Origin of the sequence: Streptomyces sp. PA03-5A (assembly GCF_033792725.1) — a bacterium.
Classification (GTDB): domain Bacteria; phylum Actinomycetota; class Actinomycetes; order Streptomycetales; family Streptomycetaceae; genus Actinacidiphila.
The window spans coordinates 186,009-198,527 of sequence record NZ_JARAVL010000017.1 but is presented as its reverse complement, the minus strand read 5'-3'; the positions used below and the strand labels follow the sequence as shown (position 1 = coordinate 198,527).

Sequence of the window (12,519 nt, the reverse complement as noted above, 5' to 3'; positions counted from 1 at the left end):
AAGTCATCAGGGACAAGATCATCGGACACTCCGCAGACCCTGCCGATGAAGATCATTGACTGCCAGCCGACACGCCGATCTCATTCTGAAACGATCAGTTAACCCCTGTCGAAGGCGATTCGACGCTTGCGCCGTCCACTACTCCGCCCGCGTGCTTCATGGTTAGGGGCCCTGGAACGCCGCAGCGCGGGATCTCTTCTGAGCGCCAGCTCGGTCGAGGATGACATCAACGCCGGGGGACAGCGACGTAACGTGGCAACCGAAGGCAGGGCGGGGGCTGCCTGTCGCGGTGTCTCCCGGCAGGCCGACTCGAGTCTGGCCCGAACTTATAAGTGCAGGTGTCGGGGGCTGGTGTCCGGCTGCACCGTTGGTTCGCCACGTGGGTTCGCGCGCGCAGCAGGGCTGGGGTTCTAGGGCCTGTCGTCAAATTCCCGCCTGCCCCGCGCCGCCTGGCACGGCACCTCGCTGCGTTGTCGAATCGTCCGAGTAGCCCACTACGAGGACGACTCTCCGCCTTGCGATGCACCGCACCAGACACCGCGGGGCCCGCCCTCCGGGCGGCCGACGTCAATTTGACGACAGGCCCTAGGAGCCGGCCCAGCCCGCGGTGTTGGAGTAGGACTCATAGGAGTAGCGCGTCCGGCGTCCCCACTCCTCGCCGGTGATGTGCTCATACGCCTGATCTGGAACGTACAGCAGGTCTTCGGCCCAGACGCCACCAGTGGCGAACGGCACGAACGCCGCCGGATCCCGAAGGACCCGGTCGTACGTCTCTCGGCCAGCGGCAACCACAGCGGCCCGGGTGTACAGAAAGGCATCGCCCGACAGGCTGTTCCCGTACTCTCTGCGATCCAGCCGGTACAGCGCCCACGACAGCTGTTCTGCGAACTGTTTGACCGTACTCAAAGGGCCCGCGACCAGGCGCGACGTCAGAGCGGTCACGAGTTGCTACGCATCCGGGTCAGGCGTCACTGGCTTGCAGTCCTCGATCAACTGCCAGAAGGCGTTCTCATCCACGATCCAGAGCATGACGGATGGGTCCGACAGGAGGGCGGCGTGCCACAGCCGTGCCACATCAGGCGGTCAGCCGCGGACAACGGTGGTTCGTCGCGGTCGAGATCGCTGACTGAGCTGGGGGCTCTTCAACGCCGCTCTGACCTGCGCACCCTCGATGACCCCGACCACCAGGCTTACAAGGCAGCTGTCGGCGGTTCGAAACCGTCCACGCCCACCAGCCGTAAGACTCCGGGTGCCTGGGCCTTGATCTTTTGCCTTCAGTGAGGGCCGCCAGACAAGGAGCCAGCCCGATTCGCGGCCAGCCTACGGGCCCCGCATCTCGCCTCATGGCAGCTCCCACCCAGAGCCGCTACGCCAACCTCACGCGGCCTCGTAGTCCAGAGTGCCTGCTGGAACGGGACCGAGCCAGCCCAGGACAAGGGTCGTGGGAACGTACCCGAGTCTGTTTCAACCTGGCAGTCAGATCGCAGTGGGGATGTAGGTCGATGCTGCGACCTGTGCCATCGTCCGAAGTTTCGTGAAGTAGCAGGCGCAGTACTCCTCGTTGATCAGGGGCACGATCTTGTCCAGGTCGGCGATGCAGCCCCAGAGGGAGGCAATGCCCCTGTCGTCAAGTCCGCCGTTCAGTTCTCTATGCACGAGGCCGGCGACGTCGGCGTCCAGGAGGACCAGGTCCACACCGTCGAAGTCCACGCCGCGGAAGCCGTCGGGGAACAGTGCGCGCAGGTGGTCCTTCCACAGCCGCGCGAGTCCGCCAACGGGCTGTGCTCCGCCCACCGGGGCGGCCGTCGCCTCTGCTGCGGACGGTGGGCGAAGGAGCGGGGCGACGGCATAGAAGACGGCACGCACCATTGCGACCGCTTGGGCCTGTCCGATGGCGGCACTTGACACGGCGCCCTGCGTGAGCCGGTCGCGCAGTAGTCGGCTGCGCTCGAGTTCGGCGGCGAGTCCGGCCGTGATGAGCCCCGCGTTGGTGGCCCGCTGGATCAGGGCGTGGAGCGGGTCGTTCGAGCCTAGACGCTCGGCGAGGACGTGCTCCAGGGCGAACAGGGAATGCGTGACGGCCACGGTGGCGAACTCGTACCGGTAGTAGGAGTGCCGGAGAAGCTCACGGGAGGTTTCCATCGCGCTCATGACATACATCGACGCCCCGCGAGGCAGAACCAGGTCCGCGACCAGGGCGCGCATGCCACCGTAGTCCAGAACGATGCCGCGGCCACGTGGGTCCGGCATGGGCGTAGAGAACTGGCGGGGCACCGGCGGCAGGGTGTTCACCAGGGCAGTCTTGTCGCCGGAACGCTGTCGGTGCCATCGGATTTACTCGGAACGGTTACCGACCCGTCCACCGATCACGGCTCTGTGGAATGCGTGCCGAAGTGGGTCTCGGCGGGATCAGCGCAGCTACTTCCGGAGCAGGTCAGAAACTTCGTGCGGATCAATAGCCAGTCCCAACGGCGGACCCGGTCACGGCTGCTCCGTGGATCCATGGGGCGGGCCGGTAACGGTGGCCATCGGGGCGGTGTCGACGCGGACGAGACCTCTGGCCCGCCCCCGGCGCCGATGCGGCGACTCGGAGGTCCTCCATTCGGTGGTCCGAGCGCGGGTAGCTCCAGCCGCGGTCGGGCGGGCCGTCCGCAAGGTATCGGAAGGCTGTGAGACGCGGGCGGCTGATCCGGGGCGTGAGGGCGTTCTGGTTCAATGGTGACGATATGACTGATCTGATCTTGAGCGGGGCGCCGCTGGACTTCGAGCTGGTGCGGGCCGCTCAGTCGGGCGATGCGGGGTCCCTGGGGCTGCTGCTCGCCAGGCATCGGGCGACCATGCACGGAGTCGCCCTCGCCATGCTGGGCCACAGCCCGGACGTAGAGGACGCGGTGCAGGAGGCGGCGCTCATCGCGTTGCGGCGCATCGGGGACCTGCGGGATCCGGACGCCGTCGGACCGTGGCTGCGCATGGTGGTCCGCAACGTCTGCCGCGCCCAGCTGCGCAAGAAGTCGGCGGTGCCCGTGGCCGAGCTCGAGGGGGTCGTCGCCATGGACCGCTCGGGCGGCCCGCCCGACCCGGCGGACGTGCTGGACGAGCACGTGCTGCAGGACTGGATCTGGAGTGCGCTGGAGACGTTGTCACCGGCGCTGCGGTTGGTGACCATGCTGCGCTACTTCACCGACGTCACCTCCTACGAGGAGATCGCGCTGCTGTGCGGCACCCCCGTCGGCACCGTGCGCAGCAGGCTCAGCCAGGCGCGTACGAAGCTGGCCGGTGCACTGGTGAGCATGGGCGACCAGGTCCACGACGACGCCGTCTCCCGCACCGCGCGCCACCGCCGCCTGGCCGAGGAGACCATGCTGGCGGGCCATCGCGGCGAGCTCGCCTCGGCGTGGGCGGAGTGGCGGTCGTCTCGGCTGGAGGTGACCTGGCCGACCGGCAAGCGCTCGGACCTCGACTACCTGGAGTTCTCCTTCCGCCGTGACGTCTCCGACGGCGTCCGCCAGAAGCTGACGAACGTGGTGGCCAGTCGCGAGGTGGTCATCTGGGAGGCGGCCATCATCAGCCCGCCGGAGGATCCGTTCCACTGCCCGCCCAGTGTGGTCTGGGTGCATCACCTGGACCGGAACCGTGAGGACAGGCTGCGCCTGTACCACCCGCGCCGCCGCCGGGCCGGCCTCGCAAACAATCTTGAAGGCTGATCGAACCTTTCCGGGGCCCACCGCATCGTGTGGGTATGAAAGCTATCCATCACGAGGCGGAGCACGGCGAGCGTGCTGCCGAGGTGCGCACCGTCATGGTCGACGGCGTGCGCCAGGTCTACCGGGTCGCGGGGGACGGGCCGGTGTGCCTCGTGCACTCCGGAGGCCCCGGTGTGCACCCTGAGTACCTGCGCGTACCCACACTGGAGCCGCATCTGACCATGGTCCACCTCGACCCCGTCGGGTCGGGCGACAGTGGCCTGCTGCCGGACGGGGACTACTCCGCGTCCCGCTACGCGCGCTTCGCCGCAGCCGTGCTCGATGATCTCGGGGCGCAGTCCGCCTACGTCCTCGGCCACTCGCACGGCGGTTTCGTCGCGCTGCAGTTCGGCCTCGACCACCCTGACCGCCTCGACGGGCTGATCCTCTACGACACCGCGCCCGTGTACGGGCCGGAACTGATGGAGGCGGCCTCCAAGGAGATGGCCGTGTTCGTCCAGCGCTGGCCTGACCGGCCCGAGGCGACCGAGGCGGGGTGGGTGTGGGAGGCCCGGATGTCGGGGGCGCTGGAGGTCGTCGACGACGCGTCGAAGGAGCGCTACCTCGGCGCCCTCCTGCCCGCCTACTTCGCCGACTACCGCGCAACGGTCGCGCAGTTCGGCACGCCCACGCTGCGGGCCACCCATGACCCGAATCGGCTCCCGGCCGACTGGGACGTACGGGACCGGCTCGGCACGATCGCGGCGCCGGCGCTGGTGATCGTCGGCACCTACGACTTCATCTGCCCTCCCCGCTTCGCCTACGAGATCCACGCCGGCATGCCGGACGCACGGCTGTGCGAGCTGACCGGGAGCGGCCACTTCGGGCACATCGAGGAGACCGGGAGGTTCGTCGCCGCCGTGCTCGACTTCGTCACCACCACCGACAAGGGGAACCAAGCGTGAGCACCACCGTGCCGACCGGCCTGGCCGAAGAGACCGAGATCAAGGCGTACACAGACTTCGTGACCGGCGCGCCTGCGGAGGTGCTCAGCACCCTGGGCGTCGGCGCGCAGCAGTTCGGCCCGGCGCGGGCGCTGGCCGTTCGCGAGGACCCGAGCCGCTTCTTCAACCGGGCCGGGGGATTCGGGCCCGCCGGGCCGATCACGGCGGACGTCGTGGAGCAGGTGTGCGACTTCTACCGCGCTCAGGGCGTGCCGCAGGGCTCGTTCATGATCGCGCCGTCCCTGCTGCCGTCGGACTGGGCCTCGACCGCGCAGAAGTGGAACCTCACCGAGGGCACCCGTTTCGCCAAGCTCGGCTGCGACGTCCCGACCGTACTGGCCGGGGCCGACGGGGTCGCCGCGCTCGACCCGGACCTGCGGGTCGGCCTCGTCGAGCGTGACCAGGCACGCGAGTGGGCGACCGTGATGATGACGACCTTCGGCTTCAGCACGCCGGCCATGATCGACATGGCCGCGGCATGCGTGGGCAGGCCGGACTGGCGGCAGTACGCCGTCTGGGAGGGCGAACGGATCGTCGCGGTCGGCAGCATCTTCGTGAACGGTGACTGTGCCGACATGTTCGGCGGGGCGACCCTGCCGGAGTGGCGCGGCCGCGGCGCCCAGTCGGCGCTGCTCACGGCCCGGGCCCGGGCGGCCCACGACGCAGGCTGCCGATGGCTCGTCGCCGAGACCGGGGCGGAAGGCCCCGGCGACCACAACACGTCCCTGCACAACATGATGCGCGCCGGGTTCGGGCTGCTCTACGAGCGCGTCACCTGGGTGTGGGGCGGGTAGCCGGACCGGAAAGGCCGAAGGCGCCCGCGGTCAGGCCCCGGGCCTGACCGCGGGCGCCTTCGGCCGGCGGGGTGCGGCCGGCGGCTGCACGCCTACGACAGCGGCCGGGGAGCCCTACGGCGGGGCCGGAGCTTGGCCGCCACCATGGCCGCGAACACCACGGCCCAGAACGCCGCGGCGATCCAGACCTCCCAGCGGCCCATGCTGGCCATCCACGAGGTTCCGGTCGCGCGTCCCAGCTCGTGCGTGGTGACCGCGTACATGCCGACCGGGAAGACGAGGTTCCACCAGCCGAGGTCGTAGTGCAGCGGAATGCGGCGCAGCGCGTGCCGCCACACGCCCAGGGCCAGCAGAAGGGGGATGAGCCAGCTGGAGAACGACCACAGGACGACGGACGATCCGACGAGGAGCGGGCGCGACAGCATGGTGCTGCCCGCGGGGAGTGCCATCAGCCGCACTGCGGCAAGGACTGCGATCGCCGCCGCCCCCATGAAGATCCAGACGGACGTCATGAGGCCTTCCGGCCGGACCGGCCGGGCCAGCAGTCGGGCCAGGACGATGGCGGCGGTCAGCAGGTACTGCACCAGGCCGACGGCCCAGCACACCACCGCCAGCACCGGCAGGACGTTGCCCGGGGTCACCCGGGCCAGCGCGGCCGCCGCGAGCGCCACCGACTCCGATCCCACCGCCCACAGGAACCAGGTGCCGTTCACCTGGTCGAACGAGGGGCCCCGTTTCAGGGTGGTGATGAGCGCGAGCGGGATGCCGTAGTCCAGCACCACCCACCCCAGTGCCCCGAAGGCCAGGAACGCCCCTGCGACCGCGGTGTGGCCTTCCGGCGCGAGGCGTGCGGCCAGCACGTTGGCGGAGATGGCGACGGTGAGGAACGCGAAGGCGCGCGGCCCCATGAAATCCGCGACGAACCGCTCGCGCTGCCGCAGCAGCCGCCAGCCGTAGGCGGGCAGCAGTACCGCGAACCCGGCCAGTGCCACCCACAGCAGTACGGCGGAGGCGGTGCCGGCGCCGTTGACGTACAGGGCCGTGGAAACGATGCCGGTGCCCATGACGAACGCGAGCGCGCCCGCGTTGAGGTCGGCCACCGCGGCGGATACGGCCGCGCGGCGTCCGGAAGGCGCCTGTTCATCGATTCTGCGACAGCTGATCTTGGCCATGACGCATCCTCCGACCGCTGACGCGGTAGCAGCATATTACTGGTATGTGCATTTCATCGTCTTTCGGGCACCTAGGCGGTCCGGGGGCCGCCGGGCACGGCGGGGACGGCGACGCCCACCAGGGCCTCCATGACGCTCTCCGCGACGGCCTGAGCGGTCAGGCCCGCTTCCGCGAGGATCTCGGCACGGGTGGCCTGCCGGGGAAACCCGTCGGCCACGCCCAGGGCACGCACCGGGGTGCGGATGCCGGCCTCCTGCAGGGCCTGGCCCACCGCGGTGCCCACTCCCCCGGTACGCAGGCCGTCCTCGACCGTGACGACCAGGGCGCGGTCGGCGGCGAGGACGGGCAGTTCTCCGGGCAGCGGCTTGACCCACAGCGGGTCCACCACGGTGACCTCCACGCCGTGCTCGGCGCAGAGCTCCGCCGCTTCGAGGGCGACCGGGGCCATCGTCCCGACGGCGATCAGCAGGACGCCGCCGGTGCCGGGGCCCTCACGCAGGACGTCGACCGCACCGGCGCGACCGGCCGCCGGGATCGCCGGGCCGACCGCGCCCCGCGGGTACCGCAGGACCGTCGGCGCGTCGGTGATCACGACAGCCTGCCGCAACTGCTGCCGCAGCGTGTGCGCGTCACGGGGAGCCGCGATCCGCAGGCCGGGGACGGCCTGAAGCATCGCCAGGTCCCACAGCCCGTTGTGGCTGGGTCCGTCGTCCCCGGTGACCCCGGACCGGTCGAGTACGAGGGTCGCACCGAGACGGTGCAGCGCGAGGTCCATCAGCACCTGGTCGAGTGCGCGGTTCAGGAAGGTGCCGTACAGGGCGATCACCGGGTGCAGTCCCGCCATGGCCATCCCGGCGGCCGAGGCGACCGCGTGCTGCTCGGCGATCCCGACGTCGAAGAACCGTGCCGGATGGCGTGCGGCGAAGTCGTTCAGACCGACCGAGCCGGGCATGGCCGCGGTGATCGCCACGACGTCCGGGTGCGCGTCCGCCAGCTCCACCAGTTCCCGGCCGAACACCGCCGACCAGGTCGCAACGGCGGGCCGCAGAGGACGCCCCGTCCGCGGGTCGATGGCGCCGATGCCGTGCAGATGGTCCTCCTCGTCCTCCTCGGCGGGCGCGTATCCGAGCCCTTTGCGCGTGATGCAGTGGACGACGACGGGCGCGCCATGGGCCTTGGCCCGCTCCAGGGCTGCTTCCAGGGCGGGGATGTCGTGGCCGTCGACCGGCCCGAGGTAGTACAGTCCCAGCGCGCCGAAGAGCGAGTGCGGCGTCACGGCGTCGGCGGAGCCCTCCACCAGGCCCGCCCTCAGCCCCTCCTTGATGCCCTCCTTGGCGGCATGCAAGGTGCGGTGCAGCGCCCGCCCCGGCGTTCCGGCACCGCCGAGGGCCTGTTTGCCCCAGCCCGCCAGACGCTCGTAGCCGGCGTGGGTGCGCAGGGCCGTCAGGTGCCGCGCGAGTCCGCCGACGGTCGGTGCGTACGAACGGCCGTTGTCGTTGACGACGATCACCACGGGCCGGTCGGGAGCCTCCGCGATGTTGTTCAGGGCCTCCCAGGCCAGCCCCCCGGTGAGCGCCCCGTCGCCGACGACGGTGACGATGTGCCGGTCCGCCTCCCCCGCGAGCTGTCCGGCCTTGGCCATGCCGTCGGCGTACGACAGCGCCGCCGAAGCGTGGGAGTGCTCGATGTGGTCGTGCGCGGACTCCTCCCGGCTGGGGTACCCCGACAGGCCGCCGCGCTGCCGCAGGCCGGTGAACTCACCGGCCCGTCCCGTCACGATCTTGTGGACGTACGCCTGGTGCCCGACGTCCCACAGCAGCCGGTCACGCGGCGATTCGAAGACCCGGTGCAGTGCCAGCGTCAGCTCCACCACGCCGAGGTTGGGCCCCAGATGGCCGCCCGTGGCCGCGACGTGCCGGATCAGGAACTCGCGGATCTCCCCGGCGAGCCCTACCAGTTCCGGATGGCTCAGGCCCCTCAGGTCCGCGGGCCGGTTGATCCCTGCCAGCAGGCTCATGCCGCTGCTCCCATCGATGCCGCTGTGCCGTCGGCGGACGCACCCGCCGCCCGGACCGACCTGTGCGGCCCCACCGCCTTGACGACGGTAGATCCGGGAGGGCACGGGAACGGACGGTCCCGCGTGCCACGGGGGCCTCACATCAGGACATCGGACGGGCGGCCGGCCGCGGGCCGCCCGTCGCCGCGTCACGGAGCGCGCACAGACGACGCGGTGTCCTGATCCGAGGGCTTCTTGTCCCCCGTTCCGCCATCAGCTGCGTGGGGAAGCCCGGTTATGCCCGTAGGGCCGCGAGCTCGCGGCCGGTGAACCCACCCCGGGGATGAAGCATGACCGACCGCCATCCGGCCACCGCCACACGGCAGCCTCCACCCATCCTGTGGAGCCTGGGTCTCCTGCACGGCGAACTGCGGGCGACGCACGGCCTGTCGCTCCACGACTACCTCATCCTCGGTGCCCTCGCGGAAGCCGAGGGCCGGCCCGTACCCCTGACCCGGCTGACGGCGCTCCTGCGCGAGACGCGGACCCGGATCGCCTCCCTCCTCACGGGCCTGGAGGCGGAAGGGCTCGTCGAACGCAGTCGTGGCCCCAGAGATCGCAGAACGATCGAAGTGACCCTGACCGAGGCCGGACGTGCCAGGTTCACCGACGCCGAGCGGGCCGCGCACGAGCGGCTGCGCCGGCATTTCGTCCTGTGACCGGTGCACACGCCACGGTCGTCGGCCGGGCACCACGAGGCCTGTCGACGGGCGTCGGAGAAATCTCGGGCGGTGATGTCGAGAACCCGTGGCCGGCTCCGTCCCCGGGGTGAAGGCGGCCACAATGGGTCGCACCGGCACCAGGGAGAACCACGATGGCCAAGTACCTGCTCCTCAAGCACTACCGCGGCGCACCGGCCGCAGTGAACGACGTGTGCATGGACCAGTGGACGCCCCAGGAGATCTCCGACCACGTCCAGTACATGCAGGACTTCGCCGCCCGCCTGGAGAAGACCGGCGAGTTCGTCGACGGCCAGGCCCTCGCCCCCGAAGGCACCTGGGTCCGCTACGACGGCGAAGGCCGCCCGCCCGTCACCGACGGCCCCTTCGCCGAGACCAAGGACCTCATCGCCGGCTGGATGATCATCGACGTCGACACCTACGACCGCGCCCTCGAACTCGCCGGAGAACTCTCCGCCGCACCCGGCGCCGGCGGCAGGCCCATCCACGAATGGCTCGAACTCCGCCCCTTCCTCGCCGCCCCGCCCACCATCACCGAATGACCACCCCCATCGACGAGGCCCGGCTCCGCAGCCTCACGCCGGGCGTCCTCGCCGTCCTCGTCCGCCGCGGAGCCGACTTCGCGGCGGCCGAGGACGCCGTCCAGGACGCGCTGGTCGAGGCCGTCCGCGTCTGGCCGGCCGACCCGCCCAGGGACCCCAAGGGCTGGCTGGTCACCGTGGCCTGGCGCCGGTTCCTGGACGCGACGCGGGCGGACACCGCCCGCCGCCGCCGTGAGGACCTCGTCGACCGGGAACCGGACCCCGGGCCCACGCCCGCGGCCGACGACACGCTCCAGCTGTACTTCCTGTGCGCCCACCCGTCACTGACGCCCTCGTCCGCGGTCGCGCTCACGCTGCGCGCCGTGGGCGGGCTGACGACCCGGCAGATCGCCCAGGCGTACCTGGTGCCCGAGGCGACCATGGCGCAGCGCATCAGCCGGGCCAAACGCACCGTCTCCAGCGTGCGGTTCGACCAGCCCGGCGACGTCGCCACCGTGCTGCGCGTCCTCTACCTGGTCTTCAACGAGGGCTACTCCGGCGACGTCGACCTCGCCGCCGAGGCCATCCGCCTCACCCGGCAGCTCGCGGCAGCGATCGACCACCCCGAGGTGGCGGGGCTGCTCGCGCTCATGCTGCTCCACCACGCCCGGCGGGCCGCCAGGACCGCGCCCGACGGCAGCCTGGTCCCGCTCGCCGCACAGGACCGCGGCCGGTGGGACACCGGGGCCATCGCCGAGGGCGTCGGGATCCTGCAGGCGGCACTCGCCCGCGACCGGCTCGGCGAGTTCCAGGCGCAGGCCGCCATCGCGGCACTGCACGCCGACGCACCCGCCGCCGAGGAGACCGACTGGGTGCAGATCGTCGAGTGGTACGACGAGCTGACGCTCCTGACCGACAGCCCGGTCGTCCGGCTCAACCGCGCGGTCGCCGTCGGCGAGGCCGACGGACCGCGCGCCGGGCTGGCGGCGCTCGCGGCGCTGGACGACTCACTCCCCCGCTACACCGCGGTGGCGGCCTACCTCCACGAGCGCGACGGCGACCTGACGACGGCGGCACGGCTGTACGCCGAGGCGGCCCGCAAGGCACCCAACCTCGCCGAGCGCGACCATCTCACGCGCCAGGCCGCCCGCCTCAACTCCCGCCGTGGTGCCTGACGGTGTGCGCAAGCGGGAGCCGGTGCTCCGGCCCGGAGACCGGTGCCGGGATGAATCTCGGCCGACATGGGCGCACCCTGGAAGTAGGCCCCGTTTCCGCACGTGCCGAATGGGCCCTCGGGACGGGGCTGTGGCTGCAGGCCGCTGCCCTGGATGGGCCGGTGGCCGATCCATCCACGGGAGCTCGGAGGCCCTCGTAGGCCGGGGGCCGGCGTGCCGGCTCGTTCCGGGCGGTATTGATGGTCTCTTCAGTACCTCAGCGTTGCTCTCGCGCCGGGCGACCGCGGCACCTACCGACATGCACGGAAGGACACGCCATCATGAGGCGCAAGACACTGATCGCCACCGTGGCTGCCGCCGCCGCACTGGCCGGAGCGGCAGGCTCGACGTCGGCCGCCGTCGCGGCCGACCACCCTCAGAGCACGGTCTCCGTGGTCGCCGACGACGGCGGCGGCGATGACGGCGGGGGCGACGGCGGGGGCGACTACGGTGACGACGGCGGCGACTACGGTGACTGACGGTGGCTCCCGCAGCTGACAGCGCGGACGCCACCCCACACGCAATGCGTCTTCCCCAGGCCGGGGGTGCCACCCGCTGACCTGTCGAGGTCTCATCGCCATCCGCGGGTCCCCGCCGCTCCATCGCGGCGAGGACCCGTTCGTCACTTCCGGCCCCCGGTCGTGGGGCGGCCGTGGTGGAGTAGGGTCTCCCCACGTCGCGCCGGACACACCACATCGGGGATCAGCCTGTGACGCCGTACTCCCTGGCGTTCTACATGGACGTCATCACCACCGGCACCGTGCTCGGCGTGGGACCCGCGGATTCCCCCGACCGCGTGACCGAGGTCCTCGGCCCGGACTTCGCCGAGAACGCCTTCCGCTCCCTCAGCATCTGCCGTGACTACGGTCTCGTCGAGTTCTACTGGAACCGCGGTGCGGCCGACCACCCCTGGTCGGGGCACCACTTCAGCCTGCAGGTGCACCGGCTGGCGTTCCGCGATCGCACGCTCGTCAACGCCGAAATGCGCGCCAGATACGGCAGGTTCACTCCCAGGCTCCGCTTCGACAAGCTCCGACGCCTGCTGGACCGACGTGGCGTGCCCTTGCTGGAGATTCCCGAAATCCCTCCGACCGCCCCGTACTTCCGTACTTTCTGGCAACCCGGTTCCCATGTGGCCGTCTCGGTCATCGGTACCTACGGCACGTACAGCACGCCCGACAATCTGCGGGTCGGCGACGTGTACAAGATCCAGGCGCCGGTCTCCGTCGAGGAAGTGGAGTGGCGGAGGACCCTGAAGAGCTGAGGGATCCCAGCCCGCACGACAACCGGGCGGCCGGCGAGGCCGCCTGGAGTGAGTACCGGGCTCTCACGGTCTGATCTGCGCCCACCCACTGCGGTTCATGGCCGCCCACGGGCCGCGCCGCCCCACGGCG

Annotated in this window: 12 protein-coding genes; 8 read left to right on the top strand and 4 right to left on the bottom strand. The window is 71.0% G+C overall.

Annotated features, from left to right (window positions below; all coding sequences use genetic code 11):
* Positions 1-585: 585 nt before the first annotated feature.
* Both PV410_RS22640 and PV410_RS22635 read right to left on the bottom strand, forming a co-directional pair.
* Positions 586-942, bottom strand: a complete 357-nt coding sequence (locus PV410_RS22640) for a DUF4240 domain-containing protein (RefSeq protein WP_500327182.1) — start codon at positions 940-942, stop codon at positions 586-588.
* Positions 943-1,476: 534 nt separating this feature from the next.
* Positions 1,477-2,151: a hypothetical protein gene (locus tag PV410_RS22635; RefSeq protein WP_500327180.1), complete on the bottom strand. Its 675-nt coding sequence runs from the start codon at positions 2,149-2,151 to the stop codon at positions 1,477-1,479.
* A 575-nt stretch (positions 2,152-2,726) separates the two neighbouring features.
* On the opposite strand from PV410_RS22635, the gene PV410_RS22630 reads away from it, so the two are divergent.
* The 3 genes from PV410_RS22630 to PV410_RS22620 are packed head-to-tail and all read left to right on the top strand — an operon-like array spanning position 2,727 to position 5,481.
* Positions 2,727-3,704 (top strand): RNA polymerase sigma factor, encoded by a 978-nt coding sequence (locus PV410_RS22630; RefSeq protein WP_500327178.1) that lies wholly within the window; start codon positions 2,727-2,729, stop codon positions 3,702-3,704.
* Positions 3,705-3,739: 35 nt separating this feature from the next.
* Entirely contained in the window at positions 3,740-4,648 is a 909-nt protein-coding gene (locus tag PV410_RS22625) for an alpha/beta fold hydrolase (RefSeq protein ID WP_500327176.1), read from the top strand.
* Positions 4,645-5,481: a GNAT family N-acetyltransferase gene (locus PV410_RS22620; protein WP_500327174.1), complete on the top strand. Its 837-nt coding sequence runs from the start codon at positions 4,645-4,647 to the stop codon at positions 5,479-5,481. Before PV410_RS22625 ends, PV410_RS22620 begins: the two co-directional genes overlap by 4 nt.
* Positions 5,482-5,573: 92 nt before the next feature.
* On the opposite strand, the gene PV410_RS22615 is transcribed toward PV410_RS22620, so the two are convergent.
* Positions 5,574-6,653, bottom strand: a complete 1,080-nt coding sequence (locus tag PV410_RS22615; RefSeq protein ID WP_500327172.1) for a tellurite resistance/C4-dicarboxylate transporter family protein — start codon at positions 6,651-6,653, stop codon at positions 5,574-5,576.
* Positions 6,654-6,724: 71 nt separating this feature from the next.
* Positions 6,725-8,671, bottom strand: a complete 1,947-nt coding sequence (dxs, locus tag PV410_RS22610) for a 1-deoxy-D-xylulose-5-phosphate synthase (RefSeq protein ID WP_500327170.1) — start codon at positions 8,669-8,671, stop codon at positions 6,725-6,727.
* Positions 8,672-9,000: 329 nt separating this feature from the next.
* Between dxs and PV410_RS22605 the strand changes: the two genes are divergently transcribed.
* The 5 genes from PV410_RS22605 to PV410_RS22585 all read left to right on the top strand — a co-directional run bounded on the left by PV410_RS22605 (position 9,001) and on the right by PV410_RS22585 (position 12,389).
* Positions 9,001-9,369, top strand: coding sequence for a MarR family winged helix-turn-helix transcriptional regulator (locus PV410_RS22605; protein WP_500327168.1), 369 nt, complete (start codon positions 9,001-9,003; stop codon positions 9,367-9,369).
* A 155-nt stretch (positions 9,370-9,524) separates the two neighbouring features.
* Positions 9,525-9,932 (top strand): YciI family protein, encoded by a 408-nt coding sequence (locus PV410_RS22600; RefSeq protein ID WP_500327166.1) that lies wholly within the window; start codon positions 9,525-9,527, stop codon positions 9,930-9,932.
* Positions 9,929-11,086 (top strand): RNA polymerase sigma factor, encoded by a 1,158-nt coding sequence (locus tag PV410_RS22595; RefSeq protein ID WP_500327164.1) that lies wholly within the window; start codon positions 9,929-9,931, stop codon positions 11,084-11,086. Before PV410_RS22600 ends, PV410_RS22595 begins: the two co-directional genes overlap by 4 nt.
* Positions 11,087-11,406: 320 nt before the next feature.
* On the top strand, positions 11,407-11,604 hold the full coding sequence (locus PV410_RS22590; RefSeq protein ID WP_500327163.1) for a hypothetical protein: 198 nt from the start codon (positions 11,407-11,409) through the stop codon (positions 11,602-11,604).
* A 230-nt stretch (positions 11,605-11,834) separates the two neighbouring features.
* Positions 11,835-12,389, top strand: a complete 555-nt coding sequence (locus tag PV410_RS22585; RefSeq protein ID WP_500327161.1) for a hypothetical protein — start codon at positions 11,835-11,837, stop codon at positions 12,387-12,389.
* Positions 12,390-12,519 lie beyond the last annotated feature (130 nt).

What these genes read in the sequence shown, in the direction of transcription:
- PV410_RS22595 (WP_500327164.1), top strand. Translation starts at nt 9,929, where the DNA reads ATGACCACCCCCATCGACGAGGCCCGGCTCCGCAGCCTCACGCCGGGC.
- PV410_RS22635 (WP_500327180.1), bottom strand. Translation starts at nt 2,151, where the DNA reads ATGAGCGCGATGGAAACCTCCCGTGAGCTTCTCCGGCACTCCTACTAC.
- PV410_RS22625 (WP_500327176.1), top strand. Translation starts at nt 3,740, where the DNA reads ATGAAAGCTATCCATCACGAGGCGGAGCACGGCGAGCGTGCTGCCGAG.
- PV410_RS22590 (WP_500327163.1), top strand. Translation starts at nt 11,407, where the DNA reads ATGAGGCGCAAGACACTGATCGCCACCGTGGCTGCCGCCGCCGCACTG.
- PV410_RS22600 (WP_500327166.1), top strand. Translation starts at nt 9,525, where the DNA reads ATGGCCAAGTACCTGCTCCTCAAGCACTACCGCGGCGCACCGGCCGCA.
- PV410_RS22605 (WP_500327168.1), top strand. Translation starts at nt 9,001, where the DNA reads ATGACCGACCGCCATCCGGCCACCGCCACACGGCAGCCTCCACCCATC.
- dxs (WP_500327170.1), bottom strand. Translation starts at nt 8,671, where the DNA reads ATGAGCCTGCTGGCAGGGATCAACCGGCCCGCGGACCTGAGGGGCCTG.
- PV410_RS22630 (WP_500327178.1), top strand. Translation starts at nt 2,727, where the DNA reads ATGACTGATCTGATCTTGAGCGGGGCGCCGCTGGACTTCGAGCTGGTG.
- PV410_RS22615 (WP_500327172.1), bottom strand. Translation starts at nt 6,653, where the DNA reads ATGGCCAAGATCAGCTGTCGCAGAATCGATGAACAGGCGCCTTCCGGA.